Source organism: Pseudomonas tolaasii NCPPB 2192, from assembly GCF_002813445.1.
Lineage (GTDB): Bacteria > Pseudomonadota > Gammaproteobacteria > Pseudomonadales > Pseudomonadaceae > Aquipseudomonas > Aquipseudomonas tolaasii.
On the sequence record NZ_PHHD01000001.1, the window covers coordinates 2,482,682 to 2,498,977 of the forward strand.

General features: G+C 59.5%; 14 protein-coding genes. 9 read left to right on the top strand and 5 right to left on the bottom strand.

The features are described 5' to 3' along the window. Nucleotides 1-76: 76 nt before the first annotated feature. Nucleotides 77-793: an SIMPL domain-containing protein gene (locus ATI14_RS11475; RefSeq protein WP_016971581.1), complete on the bottom strand. Its 717-nt coding sequence runs from the start codon at nt 791-793 to the stop codon at nt 77-79. A 206-nt stretch (nt 794-999) separates the two neighbouring features. Here ATI14_RS11475 and ATI14_RS11480 point away from each other — a divergent pair, with 206 nt between their 5' ends. Together ATI14_RS11480 and ATI14_RS11485 are read left to right on the top strand one after the other, a co-directional pair. Further along, entirely contained in the window at nt 1,000-2,262 is a 1,263-nt protein-coding gene (locus ATI14_RS11480) for an ATP-binding protein (protein ID WP_016971580.1), read from the top strand. Continuing rightward, nucleotides 2,255-2,815, top strand: coding sequence for a response regulator transcription factor (locus ATI14_RS11485; RefSeq protein WP_003171731.1), 561 nt, complete (start codon nt 2,255-2,257; stop codon nt 2,813-2,815). The genes ATI14_RS11480 and ATI14_RS11485 overlap by 8 nt, the downstream gene beginning before the upstream one ends. A gap of 47 nt (nt 2,816-2,862) precedes the next feature. On the opposite strand, the gene ATI14_RS11490 is transcribed toward ATI14_RS11485, so the two are convergent. Further along, nucleotides 2,863-5,487 (bottom strand): dermonecrotic toxin domain-containing protein, encoded by a 2,625-nt coding sequence (locus ATI14_RS11490; protein ID WP_231124404.1) that lies wholly within the window; start codon nt 5,485-5,487, stop codon nt 2,863-2,865. A 260-nt stretch (nt 5,488-5,747) separates the two neighbouring features. Here ATI14_RS11490 and ATI14_RS11495 point away from each other — a divergent pair, with 260 nt between their 5' ends. Continuing rightward, nucleotides 5,748-7,472 carry an ABC transporter ATP-binding protein/permease gene (locus ATI14_RS11495; protein ID WP_016971578.1) on the top strand — a complete coding sequence of 575 codons (1,725 nt, stop codon included), beginning with the start codon at nt 5,748-5,750 and terminating at the stop codon, nt 7,470-7,472. 164 nt (nt 7,473-7,636) lie between these two features. Here the strand turns inward: ATI14_RS11495 and ATI14_RS11500 are convergent, their stop codons facing one another. After that, on the bottom strand, nt 7,637-8,074 hold the full coding sequence (locus tag ATI14_RS11500) for a Z-ring associated ZapG family protein (RefSeq protein WP_016971577.1): 438 nt from the start codon (nt 8,072-8,074) through the stop codon (nt 7,637-7,639). A 147-nt stretch (nt 8,075-8,221) separates the two neighbouring features. On the opposite strand from ATI14_RS11500, the gene ATI14_RS11505 reads away from it, so the two are divergent. The 3 genes from ATI14_RS11505 to zapE all read left to right on the top strand — a co-directional run bounded on the left by ATI14_RS11505 (nt 8,222) and on the right by zapE (nt 11,404). Then, nucleotides 8,222-8,851, top strand: a complete 630-nt coding sequence (locus ATI14_RS11505) for an alpha/beta hydrolase (protein WP_080520065.1) — start codon at nt 8,222-8,224, stop codon at nt 8,849-8,851. A 24-nt stretch (nt 8,852-8,875) separates the two neighbouring features. Continuing rightward, nucleotides 8,876-10,231, top strand: a complete 1,356-nt coding sequence (locus tag ATI14_RS11510) for a tryptophan--tRNA ligase (protein WP_016971575.1) — start codon at nt 8,876-8,878, stop codon at nt 10,229-10,231. A 78-nt stretch (nt 10,232-10,309) separates the two neighbouring features. Then, nucleotides 10,310-11,404 carry a cell division protein ZapE gene (gene zapE, locus ATI14_RS11515; RefSeq protein WP_016971574.1) on the top strand — a complete coding sequence of 365 codons (1,095 nt, stop codon included), beginning with the start codon at nt 10,310-10,312 and terminating at the stop codon, nt 11,402-11,404. A 141-nt stretch (nt 11,405-11,545) separates the two neighbouring features. On the opposite strand, the gene ATI14_RS11520 is transcribed toward zapE, so the two are convergent. Next, nucleotides 11,546-12,466, bottom strand: coding sequence for a GlxA family transcriptional regulator (locus ATI14_RS11520; RefSeq protein WP_177006364.1), 921 nt, complete (start codon nt 12,464-12,466; stop codon nt 11,546-11,548). Between the two features lie 220 nt (nt 12,467-12,686). Between ATI14_RS11520 and ATI14_RS11525 the strand changes: the two genes are divergently transcribed. After that, on the top strand, nt 12,687-13,823 hold the full coding sequence (locus tag ATI14_RS11525) for an acyl-CoA dehydrogenase family protein (RefSeq protein ID WP_016971572.1): 1,137 nt from the start codon (nt 12,687-12,689) through the stop codon (nt 13,821-13,823). A gap of 115 nt (nt 13,824-13,938) precedes the next feature. Here ATI14_RS11525 and ATI14_RS11530 read toward each other — a convergent pair whose 3' ends face one another. Further along, nucleotides 13,939-14,979 carry an NADP(H)-dependent aldo-keto reductase gene (locus tag ATI14_RS11530; RefSeq protein ID WP_016971571.1) on the bottom strand — a complete coding sequence of 347 codons (1,041 nt, stop codon included), beginning with the start codon at nt 14,977-14,979 and terminating at the stop codon, nt 13,939-13,941. Between the two features lie 248 nt (nt 14,980-15,227). Here ATI14_RS11530 and rplM point away from each other — a divergent pair, with 248 nt between their 5' ends. Both rplM and rpsI read left to right on the top strand, forming a co-directional pair. After that, nucleotides 15,228-15,656, top strand: coding sequence for a 50S ribosomal protein L13 (gene rplM / locus ATI14_RS11535; protein ID WP_003188508.1), 429 nt, complete (start codon nt 15,228-15,230; stop codon nt 15,654-15,656). A 14-nt stretch (nt 15,657-15,670) separates the two neighbouring features. Beyond that, a complete protein-coding gene (gene rpsI, locus ATI14_RS11540; protein ID WP_080520057.1) occupies nt 15,671-16,063 on the top strand; it encodes a 30S ribosomal protein S9 in 393 nt (130 codons plus the stop codon). Nucleotides 16,064-16,296 lie beyond the last annotated feature (233 nt).

Here is a 16,296-nt window from a genome sequence, read left to right on the forward strand (position 1 = left end):
GGCAGGCATATAAAAGCTGCCCAAACGAAAACGGCGGTCACCGAGGTTACCGCCGTTCAGGTGTATCAGGTAGGGGTCACTGCATTTGCACTTCGATCACACCGTCGGCGCTCATGTTGACCTGGCTGGTGCCGGCTTCCACTTCAGGCGTGGGCGCCGAATCGGCCATGGCGGCTTTCATCATCATCCCGCCGTTGCGCGCGTAAGGCATCGGGTAGCCGTTGGTGTTGAAGTTCAGGTTGACGATCTTGTAGCCCTTGCCGCCGAGTGCGTCGGTGGCCAGTTGCGCGCGGGCCTTGAAGGCGGCGACGGCGTCTTTGAGCAACGCGTCTTCGCTGGACTTGCGCGTGGCGTCGGCGATGGCGAAATCCATGTTTTCCATTTTCAGGGTGTTCAGCAGCTCGCCGGTGAGCTTGGACAGGGCCGGGAAGTCCGCACTTTCCAGGCGCAGCTCGGCGCGTTCACGCCAGCCGGTGATTTTCTGGTTCTTGTTGTCGTAGATCGGGTAGCTGTTACGGCTGCCCTGGCGCAGGGTCACGCCTTTGACTTCGCGGGCTTCACCGAGGGCCTTGTTCATGGTGTTGGTGATTTCGGCGGCGAGCTTGGCCGGGTCGCTGTTTTGGGACTCGGTGTAGAGCGTCACGATCATCTTGTCGCGGGCAACCTCCTGGCTGACCTCGGCGCGCAGGGAAATCTGGTTGTAGTTCAGGCCTTCGGCTGCCAGCGCGGGGAGGCTGGCCAGGGTTGCGACGCCGAGGGTGATAACAGCAGCACTGCGAGTGAAACGAGACATGGAAACTCCTTGGGGTTGTTCGTGTTCGGTATGACTGTAGACGGTGGCATCGGGTTCTTCGGGTTTACACAATACCTACAAGTTGCGGCAACGCCGACGAACGGTCATTCGCCCGGCCTGCGTCAAAGAGCCACACAGGCCGTGGCGGCGGGTCTGCTTCGTTTATACTCCCGACGATCCGCCTGCAGCGCTCATCGGGAGAGCTCATGCTCGCCGCCGTAAAACTGACTTCCGCCACACGCCAGAACCTCTGGCGCCTGACGTTCATTCGCACCCTGGTATTGGCCGCACAGGCCGGTTCCGTCGGGCTCGCCTACTGGTTCGACCTGTTGCCGCTGCCGTGGCTGCAACTGGCCGTCACCCTTGGTTTCTCCATCGTGCTGTGTGTGTTCACCGCCATTCGGCTGCGCACCACCTGGCCGGTGACCGAGCTGGAATATGCCCTGCAGCTGGCCTGCGATCTGTTTATCCACAGTGTGTTGCTGTATTTCTCGGGGGGGTCCACCAACCCCTTCGTTTCCTATTACCTGGTGCCACTGACCATCGCCGCGGTGACCCTGCCGTGGCGCTACTCGGTGGTGCTTTCGGGCATCGCGCTGGCGCTGTATACCCTGCTGCTGGCGCAGTTCTACCCGTTGCAGACCTTTCCCATCGCCCGGGAAAACCTGCAGATTTACGGGATGTGGCTGAGCTTTGCGCTGTCGGCGGCAGTGATTACATTCTTCGCCGCGCGCATGGCCGAGGAACTGCGCCGGCAGGAAGAACTGCGCGCCATCCGCCGTGAAGAAGGCCTGCGTGACCAGCAACTGCTGGCAGTTGCCACGCAGGCAGCCGGCGCCGCCCATGAACTGGGCACGCCGCTGGCGACCATGAGTGTGCTGCTCAATGAGATGGTCCAGGACCACCCCGACCCGGCCCTGCAAGATGACCTCAGTGTGTTGCAGGAGCAGGTCAAGCAGTGCAAGCACACCTTGCAGCAACTGGTGCGCGCCGCCGAGGCCAACCGCCGTCTGGCGGTAGAAATGCAGGATGTGACCCAGTGGCTCGACGAAGCCCTGAACCGCTGGCACCTGATGCGCCCTGAAGCCAGTTATCGCTTTCATTTATTAGGGCAGGGCACTGTACCGCGCATGGCGCCGCCGCCGGACCTGACCCAGGCGCTGCTCAACCTGTTGAACAACGCCGCCGACGCCTGCCCCGAAGGCCTGGGCGTGCAGCTGGACTGGGACGCGGAAAACGTCACCATCAGTATTCGTGACCACGGCGCGGGCGTGCCGCTGGCCATTGCCGAGCAAATCGGCAAACCCTTCTTTACCACCAAGGGCAAAGGCTTCGGCCTGGGCCTGTTTTTGAGCAAGGCCAGCGTGACCCGCGCGGGCGGCTCAGTGAAGCTCTATAGTCATGAGGAAGGTGGCACGCTCACCGAGCTGCGCCTGCCCCGTGTCGCACGAGGAGATATCGATGAGTGACGAGATCCAAGTCGAAGGCGAAGAACTGCCGCACCTGCTGCTGGTAGATGACGACGCCACCTTTACCCGCGTGATGGCGCGCGCCATGAGCCGTCGCGGCTTTCGCGTCAGCACTGCGGGGTCGGCCGAAGAGGGCCTGACCATCGCCCAGGCCGACCTGCCGGACTACGCCGCGCTCGACCTGAAAATGGACGGCGACTCCGGCCTGGTGCTGTTGCCCAAGCTGCTGGAACTCGACCCGGAAATGCGCGTGGTGATCCTCACCGGTTATTCCAGCATTGCCACGGCCGTCGAGGCGATCAAGCGCGGCGCCTGCAATTACCTGTGCAAACCGGCGGACGCCGATGACGTGCTGGCCGCGCTGCTCTCCGAACATGCCGACCTTGACACCCTGGTGCCGGAAAACCCGATGTCGGTAGACCGCCTGCAGTGGGAACACATCCAGCGCGTACTGACCGAGCACGAGGGCAACATTTCCGCTACCGCCCGCGCCCTGGGCATGCACCGGCGTACCTTACAGCGCAAGTTGCAGAAGCGCCCGGTACGGCGCTGAACCAGCGGTGTGAAATAGCCGGGTCACCCGGCTATTTCCAGGCGTCCTCAACCGAAGTAGTTGGGGAAGTTGTTCGGTCCCAAGTACAGAAAGTTCGACGGTTTCAGCTTGATTTCCTTGGGCATCCTCAGCTCGACGAACGGGCTGCCGGCGGTAATGGCGCCGAGTTCCTCGGGCGCCTGGTCGGTGCTGAATATCACCATGTAGTTGCCCCTGCCCAAATAGCGCTCGTTACCCAGAAACAACAGGTCTTGGACATTCTCGCCGTTGAATTGCTGACCGGGAGGGTTGACGTATATGCCACCCTTGGAGCCCGCGCGTGTTGCGCCCCGTGTCGCATCCGTAATGCTTTGCCCTTGAGCGATTGCCTCTGCGCCAGCCTTGTCGGTGTAGTGAATGTAAACCGGCTGCCCGGCGTACGTGCCCGAATCCAGTATGGATTGCCAATCCTGATGATTGGCCAATGGCGTTTTCGCTGAAATGCCTGGCACCGCGTTTTCTTTCGCGAGCGGGGCTTTTTGCGGTGCAGGCTTGATGAACTTCCTGCCGCCGCCTTTCAGGGTGTTCAAGCGCCATTCACCGTGACCTGCCGACTCCAGGAACATCACCGTCTTCCCCGTATTGGGGTCGATCACCCGAACGTATCCATTTTCGACCTTGTAGTTGCGGCTGATCTCAAACGCCCTGTTGACGCCGGTACCGTCGGTGTAGCGTACGTAGAACTGCTCACCGACTTGATAAGTGCCGTCCCCCCGAAGGGCACGGCCTTCAAGAAAATGGTCAGGCAGGGCGTGAAGGCTGAAGTCGGGCAACGGAGCATCGACGCGTGGCACATGAGGTTCCACGCCCATCAGGGAGTTCGGCGCCGGGTTTTCAACGGCGTAAACAGTGTTGGGTTCGACGTTGCCGGCTGTACCTTCTGCCGTCCGGAAGGCGTTCACGAGTCGGGGTACGACGACTGTCGCGGCGTTGAAAAGACCGAACACCATATGTTCGGTGCCCTTTGGCTTGCCGTGTAGCTCGTCGTCGAGGCCAATTACCGTGGTGCTGGCCGCGTCAGCCAGGTAAAAGGCATCCAGCGCCAATGCCACCTCAGGCATCACCAACGCCAGCGGGGCCAGAAACAGCGCGGCTTTTTTGGTTTTTTCAAGACCAGACAGCAGTGCCTTTTTGGTTTCGTCCGCATCACTGGTTATCCGAATGTCGGCATCCGCATAGGAACGATCTTTTTGGCGCTTCGCCATTTCCTCGAACGGTAAATGACTGGGCTCGGTGGTGATGAAGGTTTGCGGGTCCCAAAAACCGGTGAAAGCCCTGTGGTCGTAGTTGAGTAGCCCGCCTGGCGTTTCACGTTTTGCAGGCCAGGCCCCGAGCCCGGCCAGCGTCTCGTCGATGCCGGCCCGTGTAAAACCGTTGGGTTTATCTTTCAAGGCAAAGTGCAACGCCATCGCATCACGTTTGGCCGGGGCGGCCATTTGTTTTGCAAGCCACGTTTTCATTTCTGCCTGGCTGCCGAAGCTGTGGAGAGGGGACGAGTTGCCGGGGATGTAAAGCAGCGTCAACGCAGGCGTGCTGTTGGCATCCGTTACGTAGACAAGGTCGGTGGCTGGATAACTGCCGAGTTTGAGCAGGCCGGTCTCCAGGCCGGGATCCCTGGGCGGGTTCTTAAGCAAGTCCTCATACTTGATGTCCGGCCAGGACGCCTGGTTTCCTGGCAGGCCGGCGGCCCGCATGACCAACGCCCGACCCTGTGAGGTCAGGCTGCCCTCTTGATGTTGGGTCATGGCTGACTGGATGAACGAGGCCTTGGCCAGCGCAGGGTATTTTTCGAGGTGGCGGGTCCAGAAGTCATTCAGGAACGCGTTGTAGGGCTGTTGGAAGTCCGCCTTCCATATCAGCTTTTTGAACTCGGCAGGCGTGAGTGAACTCTGGTTGCCTCCGTTATAAACAGGTGCTGCTTCATCGGCGGACTCTTTGTAAATACCCTGGAACGTGTGGGTGGTATTGGCCTGTTCCTGATAGGGGTTAAAGCGGCTTGAGAGGTCGAACGTTCCAGGCCGGAGCGTTTCCAGATCCGGTTTAATGATGACCTCCGGGCCGCCGGCATAAAAAGGCACTGCGTAACCCTGGCCCACAGGCGTTTGCTGCGCATTTTGAATCAGTGCCTGGGTGAGCGAGATTCTCTGGATGACTTTCGCGGGGTAGGGCCGTTCTCCTGTGGTGTTGTAGTCGAAGGTCACCAGAAATGTGTCATCGGGGTCCATATCCCACATGTCTTTGTCAGCAGGGGTTTTTGCCTTTTGCGCGAGCTCGGCGAATGTTTTCCTGAGGAAGTTTGAGGCTTCCTGCTCGACGCTCATGAACGAGTCGGTGATTTCCCGGGCGGCGGGGTCGATGTTGATATTGAGGCCTGTACTCACCGGAGACGGTTCTTTCTCGCCGAGGCTTGCCCGTTTACCCGGATCAGGATTGACGCTGACCTCTTCGTAGCCGCCTGGCGCCCCGTCACTCAACCTGACGTCCTGCACCCGTTCTTGATCTTTAGGCGCACCGGAGTCGATCGCGCGTTTTTGGCGAGCCCCTGGTGTGGCTGGCCGCTCAATGTTTTCGGGCCGCAGGGAGGGTTCAGTCGAGGGCGGGTAAGGGCTGACGCGTTGGATACCAATGTGCATAAGTTGAGTCTCGGACAGGACAGTTGATTGACCGGTTTCCTGTGTGGCGAGCGGGCGAGTAGCGTTCCCCTGCAGGTGTCACCGGCTTTTTCCTGCAGGCCAGGATGAGGAATCTCAGTGAGCGGGCAGGAGGTAACGGAGGCATCTCCTTAAGGCGCTGAACAAAGTCTGAACAATTTGCTGCAGGTTGCACGAAGCCACGAACCGATCGTCTATGATCGGCTCAAACGCCTGTCACATTTTCTTACAGAGCCTGAACGATGAATCAGAACGCTGAGTACTCCGCGGTCAACGACGCGGTGCATGGGCACTTCTTTCGCCGAACCTGGGCGATGATCACGCCCTATTGGCGCAGTGAAGAGAAGGGCAAGGCCTGGCTGTTGCTGGCCGCGGTGATCGGGCTGTCGCTGTTCAGCGTGGCCATTTCCGTGTGGATCAACCACTGGTACAAGGATTTCTACAACGCCCTGGAGAAAAAGGACACGGCGGCGTTCTGGCAGCTGATCGGCTATTTCGGCGGCATCGCAGCCGTGGCCATCCTCGGTGCGGTGTACCGTTTGTACCTAACCCAGATGCTGACCATCCGCTGGCGTGCCTGGCTCACTGAAAAACACTTCGCGCGCTGGCTCGCGCACAAGAACTATTACCAGCTGGAGCAGGGTGGTTACACCGATAACCCGGACCAGCGGATTTCCGAAGACCTCAACAACTTCACCTCCAGCACTCTGAGCCTGGGGCTTGGCTTGCTGCGCAACGTGGTTAGCCTGGTGTCGTTCTCCATTATTTTGTGGGGCGTGTCGGGCAGCATTGAAGTGTTTGGTATCACCATCCCCGGGTACATGTTCTGGTGTGCGTTGCTGTATGCCGCTGTCGGCAGCTGGCTGACGCACCTGATCGGTCGTCGTTTGATCGGCCTGAGCAACCAACAACAACGTTTCGAAGCGGACCTGCGTTTCTCCATGGTGCGCGTGCGCGAGAACGCCGAAAGCATCGCGCTGTACAACGGCGAGCCCAACGAGAATCAGCGTTTAAGTGCGCGTTTCGGCAAGGTCTGGCACAACTTCTGGGACATCATGAAAGTGTCCAAGCGCCTGACCTTCTTTACCGCCGGCTACAGCCAGATTGCGATCATCTTTCCGTTTATCGTGGCCGCGCCGCGTTACTTCACCGGCAAGATCGAGCTGGGCGAGCTGATGCAAATCAACTCGGCCTTCGGCAACGTGCAGGAGAATTTCAGTTGGTTTATCAGCGCGTATTCCGAGCTGGCCTCGTGGCGCGCCACCAGTGACCGTCTGCTGAGCTTCCATCAGGCCATGCGCGAAAACGAGGAGCGTGCCCCGGCCATCGATGTGCGCCCGCAAGGCGAGCGCCTGGTGGTGCAAGACTTGGGTATGGACCTGGCCGATGGCCGTCACCTGCTCACCCATGGCGACATGACAGTAGAGCCAGGCCAACGTGTGATGCTCAGTGGTCGTTCCGGCAGCGGCAAGAGCACGCTGCTGCGGGCGATGGGGCATCTGTGGCCGGCGGGGCACGGCAGTATTCTTCTGCCGGCCGCGCGCTACCTGTTCCTGCCGCAAAAGCCCTACCTGCCGATTGGCACGTTGAAGGCCGCATTGAGTTATCCACAAGCCGAGAGCGTTTACCCGGCAGAGCGTTATGCACAGGTCCTGGAAACCTGCCGCTTGCCGCACCTGGTTGCGCGCCTGGACGAGGCCAACCACTGGCAACGCATGCTCTCGCCGGGTGAGCAACAGCGTCTGGCCTTTGCGCGTGCGCTGTTGTTTGCGCCGCAATGGCTGTACATGGACGAAGCGACGTCGGCCATGGATGAAGAAGATGAAGCCACGTTGTATCAGGCGTTGATCGATGAGCTGCCGGGGTTGAGTGTTGTCAGCGTCGGCCATCGCAGCAGCCTCAAGCGTTTCCATGGGCGGCATGTGCGGATTGAGGGTGGGTTGTTGCAGGAGCAGCAACCGGCTTAAGGTCGTATGCGGTCTCTGTGGGAGCGGGGCTTGCCCGCGATGGCGGTGTCACGGGTACACCGCTATCGCAGGCAAGCCAGCTCCCACAGTTGAACGGTGTTGTCTGAAAGAAAAAAGCCCGGCTGATCAATGATCAGCCGGGCTTTTTAATGTTTGAAGAAAACTTACTTCTTCAAACCGTAATGCTCATCCAGCATGCCTGGGGCGTTCGGCGTCTTTGGCGCGTAGTCCCGTGGCGGTTCCTGATTTTCCCGAGGCGGGGTCAGGCGTTCCCGTGGAGCTTGCGGTGCTTCGGAATGCAGCGCGGCCAGCAGACGCTGGCGGGTGATGTCGTCGAGGGCCAGGCGGTTAGCGCCATCGGCGAGGTGATCCTGTACTTCCTGGTAGCTCTGGGTGAGTTTCTTGACCAGGGTCGCGGTGCTGTTGAAGTGGGTAACAACCTCGTTCTGATAACTGTCAAAACGTTCCTGAATGTCATCCAGCTGACGCTGCGTGCGGTTAGGCGCGGCATTCGGCAGCAAGCGGGCAACCAGGAAACCAATGGCGACACCGGCAACCAGGGCAAGAGTCGGCAACAACCAAACTAAGAGCGAGTGTTCCACGAGTCCTTCCTCTATAAACGGCTTTGCTTTACGTTAACGGCTCAAACCTGCGCTGTATACCGCGATTAAGCTCGCAATGATGCCATGCACAGACTTTTAGCTAGACGAGTCGACCCTTTGTGAGGTCACGGAGTTCATCTCTTGCTCATGCGTGAAACCCCCGTTTTGATCGATGGCCCGGTGGGCCAATTGGAAGCCCTGTACCTGGATCACCCCGAGCCGCGGGGCCTGGCGCTGATCTGCCACCCCAACCCGGTGCAGGGCGGGACCATGCTCAATAAAGTCGTATCGACCCTGCAACGCACCGCCCGCGATGCCGGTTTGATTACATTGCGTTTCAATTACCGTGGCGTCTGCGCGAGTGCCGGCACCCACGATATGGCCACCGGTGAAGTGGACGACGCTGAAGCGGCCGCCACCTGGCTGCGGGAAAAACACCCTGACCTGCCGATCACGCTGCTCGGTTTTTCCTTCGGTGGCTACGTTGCCGCCAGCCTCGGTGGTCGTCTGGAAGCCAAGGGCGAACAGCTCGCGCACCTGTTCATGGTGGCCGCGGCGGTGATGCGCCTTCGCGATACCGACGTGCTGCCCCAAGGCTGCCCGCTGACGCTGATCCAGCCGGAAACCGACGAAGTGGTCGACCCGCAAACCGTCTATGACTGGTCCGCCGCCCTGAAACGCCCCCATGAGCTGCTGAAAGTGGCAGAATGCGGACACTTTTTTCATGGCAAGCTCACCGATCTGAAGGATCTGGTGCTGCCGCGACTTTCGAATTGATAGCAGTCTGATAAGCGATTACCCATGACGACTCGTACCCGTATCCTCACCGGCATCACCACCACCGGCACGCCGCACCTGGGCAACTACGCCGGTGCGATCCGCCCGGCGATTCTCGCCAGCCAGGACGCCAATGCCGACTCCTTTTACTTCCTGGCCGACTACCACGCCCTGATCAAGTGCGATGACCCGCAGCGCATCCAGCGTTCGCGCATGGAAATCGCCGCGACCTGGCTGGCCGGTGGCCTGGATGTGAACCGGGTGACGTTCTATCGCCAGTCCGACATTCCGGAAATTCCCGAACTGACCTGGCTGCTGACCTGCGTTGCCGCCAAGGGCCTGCTCAACCGCGCCCACGCCTACAAGGCGTCGGTGGATAAAAACGTGGAAAGCGGCGAAGACCCGGATGCGGGTATCAGCATGGGCTTGTACAGCTACCCGGTGCTGATGGCGGCGGACATTTTGATGTTCAACGCGCATAAGGTGCCGGTCGGCCGTGACCAGATCCAGCACGTGGAAATGGCCCGCGATATCGGCCAGCGCTTCAACCACCTGTTCGGCAACGGTAAAGAATTCTTCACCATGCCCGAGGCGCTGATCGAAGAAAGCGTCGCCACCTTGCCGGGCCTGGATGGCCGCAAGATGTCCAAGAGCTACGACAACACCATCCCGTTGTTCACCAGCGCCAAGGACATGAAGGACGCGATCTCGCGCATCGTTACCGACTCGCGCGCGCCAGGCGAAGCCAAAGACCCGGACAACTCGCACCTGTTCACCTTGTTCCAGGCGTTTGCCAGCAAGGCCCAGGAAGAAGAATTCCGCGCCGACCTGCTGCAGGGCCTGGGCTGGGGCGAGGCGAAGAACCGTCTGTTCCAGCTGCTGGACGGCCAGTTGGGCGAGGCGCGCGAGCGTTATCACCAGTTGATGTCGCGCCCTTCGGACATGGAGGACCTGCTGCAGGTCGGCGCCAGAAAGGCTCGCGCCTCGGCGGCGCCGTTTCTTGCCGAGCTGCGCGAAGCGGTTGGCTTGCGTTCGTTTGTCGAGCAAGCCGCCGCGCCGGTGGCAACCAAGAAGAAAGCCGCCAAAGCGGCGCGCTTTGTGAGTTTCCGCGAAGACGACGGCAGCTTCCGTTTCCGCCTGTTGGCGGCTGACGGCGAGCAACTGCTGTTGTCGCGCAGCTTTGCCGACGGCAAAGCGGCGGGTGCGGTGACCAAGCAGTTGCAAAGCGGCGATGCGCTGGACGTACGAACCGAAGCCCTGAGCTTCAACGTGTGGCTGGACGGTGCCGCCGTGGCCGACAGCGCCACGTTTGCCGACGAAACGTCGCGCGACGCTGCCATCGCCGCCTTGCGCGTTGCGTTGACGCCAATCGAGGATTAACCCGACCAAGGGTTGATTGCCATTATCCGGAGCCGTCGTTACAGTGGCGGCCCGTTTTTGTTGCCTTGCTAACGAATTATGACGCCCCTAGAACGATATCAAGCTGATCTGAAACGCCCTGAGTTCTTCCACGACGCGGCCCAGGAAAATGCTGTGCGTCATTTGCAGCGCCTGTATGACGACCTGATCGCGGCCTCGCAAAACAAGCCAGGGATGTTCAGCAAGTTGTTTGGCAAGAAAGACCACACCCCGGTCAAAGGCTTGTACTTCTGGGGTGGCGTGGGCCGGGGCAAGACGTACCTGGTCGACACCTTCTTCGAAGCGCTGCCGTTCAAGGAAAAGGTCCGAACGCACTTCCACCGCTTCATGAAGCGCGTGCACGAAGAAATGAAGACCCTGCCGGGCGAGAAAAACCCGCTGACCATTATCGCCAAGCGGTTCTCCGAAGAGGCGCGGGTGATCTGCTTCGATGAATTCTTCGTCTCCGACATCACCGACGCCATGATCCTCGGCACCTTGATGGAAGAACTGTTCAAGAACGGTGTGACCCTGGTCGCTACCTCGAACATCGTGCCCGACGGTTTGTACAAGGACGGCCTGCAACGCGCGCGCTTCTTGCCGGCCATCGCGCTGATCAAGCAGAACACTGAAATCGTCAATGTCGACAGCGGCGTCGATTATCGCCTGCGTCACCTTGAGCAAGCTGAGTTGTTCCATTTCCCGCTGAACGAAGCGGCGCACGAAAGCCTGAAAAAGAGCTTCCGCGCGCTGACGCCGGAATGCACAAAGGCGGTGGAAAACGACAAGCTGATGATCGAAAACCGCGAAATCATCGCGCTGCGCACGTGCGATGACGTGGCCTGGTTCGACTTCCGCGCCCTGTGCGACGGCCCGCGCAGCCAGAACGACTACATCGAACTGGGCAAGATCTTCCACGCGGTGATCCTGAGTGGCGTGGAGCAGATGAGCGTCACCACCGACGATATCGCGCGCCGCTTCATCAACATGGTCGACGAGTTCTACGACCGTAACGTGAAGCTGATCATCTCGGCAGAAGTCGAGTTGAAGGATCTGTACACCGGCGGGCGTTTGAACTTCGAGTTCCAGCGTACGCTGAGCCGTTTGCTCGAGATGCAGTCCCACGAGTTCCTGTCGCGCGGGCACAAGCCGTAAGCCAATCTCCAAAACCATGGAGATCAAAATGTGGGAGCTGGCTTGCCTGCGATAGCGGTCTGTCAGCCAACTTATGTGTTGGCTGGTACACCCCTATCGCAGGCACGCCAGCTCCCACATTGGTTTTGTGTTTAGCTCGGGTTATGCCGCCTGCTGAAACTGCTGGCGGTATTGATTCGGCGATAGCTCCGTGTGCTGCCTGAACAGCCGCGCAAAGAAACTCGCATCGTCATACCCCACCTCGTAGCTGATGGTCTTGATGCTCTTGCGGCTGCCCGAGAGCAGGCCCTTGGCAGTCTCGATGCGCAGGCGCTGCAGGTAATGCAGCGGCTTGTCGCCGGTGGCGGTCTGGAAGCGGCGCATGAAGTTGCGGATGCTCATGCCGTGTTCCCGGGCGACGTCTTCGAAGCGGAATTTGTCGGCGAAGTGTTCTTCGAGCCAGTGCTGGATCTGCAGGATGATCACGTCCTGGTGCAGCTTCTGCCCGCCAAACCCGATGCGCCCCGGTGCGTAGCTGCGCTGCACTTCGTAGAGAATGTCACGGGCCACGGCCTGGGCGATGTTGGCGCCGCAGAAGCGTTCGATCAGGTAAATGTAGAGGTCACACGCCGAGGTGGTGCCGCCGGCGCAGTACAGGTTGTCGGCGTCGGTGAGGTGTTTGTCCTCGTTCAGCTGGACGTTTGGAAAGCGTTCGCTGAAGGCATTGAAGAAGCGCCAATAGGTGGTTGCCTCCTTGCCATCCAGCAACCCGGCCTCGGCCAGCCAGAACACCCCGGTGGCTTCGCCGCAAAGCACCGCGCCGCGCGCATGTTGTTCGCGTAGCCAGGGCAGCACTTGCGGGTAGCGCGCGCAGAGCGCGTCGAAGTCATCCCAGAAGGCGGGGAGCACGATGATGTCGGCGTTTTCCAGGCCGCCGTCCACCGGCATGATCACATCACTGAAGCTGCGCACCGATTGCCCGTCGGGGCTGACCAGGCGTGTTTCGAACGCGGGAGTCAGGCCCAGGCCTTGTTGTTTGCCATAGCGCAGGCTGGCGAGGTGGAAGAAATCCTTGGCTTGCATGAGGGTGGAAGCGAATACCCGATCAATGGCCAAAATGCTGACGCGCCGCAACGGCGTGGAGATTTGGTTAGACATAATTTCATTTATTCTTATAGGGGAAAGTGGTCACCAGACGGCTGGATCGTCTTATTTTTTGTCGCATGTGTCCAGTGTCCCGTGACGCCATCGGGGCATAGGCTCTGTGGGTTCGTCCTTGTCCGACAATCCACACAGGTGCCCCATGATCCCCAGAACCTTGTACAGCCCTGAGCACGAACTCTTTCGCGGCAGCGTGCGCACCTTCCTCGAAAAACACGCCGCGCCGTTCCATGGGCAATGGGAAAAGCAGGGTTACATCGACCGTGGCCTGTGGAGCAAGGCGGGGGAGGCGGGGATGTTGTGCTCCCACCTGCCCGAGGAATACGGCGGCCTGGGTGCGGACTTTTTGTACAGCGCGGTGGTCATCGAAGAGATCAGTCGTCTTGGCCTGACCGGCATCGGTTTTTCGCTGCATTCGGACATCGTGGCGCCATACATCCTGCATTACGGCAGTGAGGCGCTGAAACACAAATACCTGCCGAAGCTGATCTCTGGCGAAATGGTCACGGCCATTGCAATGACCGAGCCCGGTGCCGGTTCCGACCTGCAGGGCGTGAAGACCACCGCGGTGCTGGACGGCGATGAGTATGTGATCAACGGGTCCAAGACCTTCATCACCAACGGCTATCTCGCCGAGCTGGTGATTGTGGTGGCCAAGACCGATCCCAAGGCCGGCGCCAAGGGCACCAGCCTGTTTCTGGTGGAGGCCGACACGCCGGGCTTCGACAAGGGCAAGCGCCTGGAGAAGGTCGGCATGAAAGCGCAGGACACCTCCGAGCTGTTCTTCCAGGACGTGCGCGTGCCGAAGGAAAACCTGCTGGGCCAGGCCGGCATGGGCTTCGCCTATTTGATGCAGGAGTTGCCACAGGAGCGTTTGACCGTGGCCATTGGTGCCCTGTCATCGGCCGAAGCCGCGTTGGAATGGACGCTGGACTACACCCGCGAGCGCAAGGCGTTCGGCAAGGCGATCGCGGATTTCCAGAACACCCGCTTCAAACTGGCGGAGATGGCCACCGAGATTCAGATTGGTCGCGTGTTTGTCGACAAATGCATGGCGCTGCACCTGGAAGGCAAGCTGGATGTACCCACGGCGGCAATGGCCAAATACTGGGCCACGGACCTGCAATGCAAGGTGCTCGACGAGTGCGTGCAGCTGCATGGTGGCTACGGCTTTATGTGGGAATACCCGATTGCACGGGCCTGGGCGGATGCGCGGGTGCAGCGGATTTATGCGGGGACCAACGAGATCATGAAGGAGATTATTGCGCGGGCGCTTTGAAGGTTTTGTAGTGCTGCTTGAGGCCCCATCGCAGGCAAGCCAGCTCCCACACTTGAGCGGTGAATACATTCAAATGTGGGAGCTGGCTTGCCTGCGATGGCGGTCTAAAGATCAATCACGGCGCCGGATTCGGATGATCCTTCTGGATCGCCTCAATCCCCGCCAATACGTCAGCCGACAACTTCAGCTCGGCACTGGCAATGTTGCTGTCCAGTTGTTCGAGGCTCGTCGCCCCGATAATGTTGCTGGTCACGAACGGCTGCCGCGTCACAAACGCCAGGGCCATCTGCGCCGGGTCCAGGCCGTGTTCCCGTGCCAGTGCCACGTAACGGCTGCATGCGGCTTCCGATTGCGGGTTGAAGTAGCGGCTGAAGCGGCTGTACAGGCTTAGTCGCGCATTGGCCGGGCGTGCGCCGGCTTCGTACTTGCCGCTGAGCATGCCGAATCCCAGGGGCGAGTAAGCCAGCAGCCCGCATTGTTCGCGGATAGCGACTTCTGCCAGGCCGACTTCAAAGCTGCGGTTGAGCAGGCTGTAGGGGTTCTGGATCGATACGGCACGCGGCCAGCCACGGGCTTCGGCCAGGGCCAGGAATTTCATGGCGCCCCACGGCGTTTCGTTGGACAGGCCAATGTGGCGAATCTTGCCGGCCTTGACCTGTTCATCCAGCACCTCAAGGGTTTCTTCGAGTGGCGTCAGGTCCTCTTCATCTTTATGGACATAACCCAACTGACCGAAGAAATTGGTGCTGCGCTCGGGGGTGTGCAACTGGTAGAGGTCGATCCAGTCGGTTTGCAAGCGTTTGAGGCTCGCATCCAGGGCTTCGACGATGTGCTGGCGGTTGAGTTTGAGCGGGCCGCCGCGAATATGGCCGAGCTTGTTGCCGGGGCTGGCGATCTTGGTGGCCAGGACCCAGTCGGCGCGGTCGCCACGGCTTTTGAAGTAGTTGCCGATATAGCGCTCGGTGGCACCGTACGTTTCGGCTTTGGGCGGTACCGGGTACATTTCTGCCGTGTCGAGGAAGTTGATGCCGGCGGCCTTGGCCCGCTCGATCTGCGCGAAGGCCTCTGCCTCGCTATTCTGCTCGCCCCACGTCATGGTACCCAAGGCTATCGCGCTTACTTTCAGATCCGTACGGCCCAGCTGTCGATAATCCATCAGGTGCTCCTTGCAGGAAAACAATCATAAAAGCAGGTTGAATTTTTTTTGGCAATCTGCATAATTGCCCACCTCTTTCTGCAGTGGAAGTGATGCGCCGCCTGCCGAAGAATCTTGCCGTTGAACGGACGCGCCGACCCGAGCCCCCGATAGCGTCTGTATCCGGCTGCCTTTGACTTGTCAAAGTACGCACTATTCAGTAAGATCCGCCGTCTAATTTACAGGGCGGCCCCTGAGGCTATTAAAGAATGACAACTTTTACTGCAAAACCGGAAACAGTTCAGCGCGACTGGTTTGTCGTCGACGCCGCTGGTCAGACCCTGGGTCGTCTGGCCACTGAAGTCGCCAGCCGTCTGCGTGGCAAGCACAAGCCTGAGTACACCCCTCACGTTGATACCGGTGACTACATCGTTATCATCAACGCTGAGCAGGTTCGTGTAACCGGCAACAAAGCAAGCGACAAAATGTACTACCGTCACTCCGGTTTCCCAGGCGGTATCAAGTCTTCCAACTTCGAAGGCCTGATTGCCAAGAAGCCTGAAGCCCCGATCGAAATCGCGGTCAAAGGCATGCTGCCTAAGGGCCCACTGGGTCGCGATATGTTTCGCAAGCTGAAAGTCTATGCGGGCGCTGTACACCCTCATGCTGCTCAGCAGCCCCAAGAACTGAAGTTTTAACGGAATAGTTCATTATGTCGGCGACTCAAAATTACGGCACTGGCCGTCGCAAAACCGCAACCGCTCGCGTTTTCCTGCGTCCGGGTACTGGTAACATCTCGATCAACAACTGCTCCCTGGACAACTTCTTCGGCCGCGAAACTGCCCGCATGGTAGTTCGTCAGCCGCTGGAACTGACCGAGACCGTTGAAAAGTTCGACATCTACGTCACCGTTATCGGTGGCGGTGTAAGTGGTCAAGCTGGCGCAATCCGCCACGGTATCACTCGCGCTCTGATGAGCTACGACGAAACCCTGCGTAGCGCTCTGCGCAAAGCTGGCTTCGTAACTCGCGATGCCCGTGAAGTTGAACGTAAGAAAGTCGGTCTGCGTAAAGCGCGTAAGCGTCCGCAGTACTCGAAGCGTTAATTCGCTTTACGTTCCACAAAAACGCCCAGCCTCCTCACGGAGCTGGGCGTTTTTTATTGCCTGCGATTTATGCACAAATTTGCGCGTGACAACTTGCCACATCCGTAGACCCCCTATACTACAAGGCCTGGGGGCCAAGCCCAGGGCAATTCCCTTGTCATACGTGGGGCTTTTCATTACCATCCGACAAAATTTTTATAAGCAAAGCTTCAATACTTAGTAGACGCCTGATT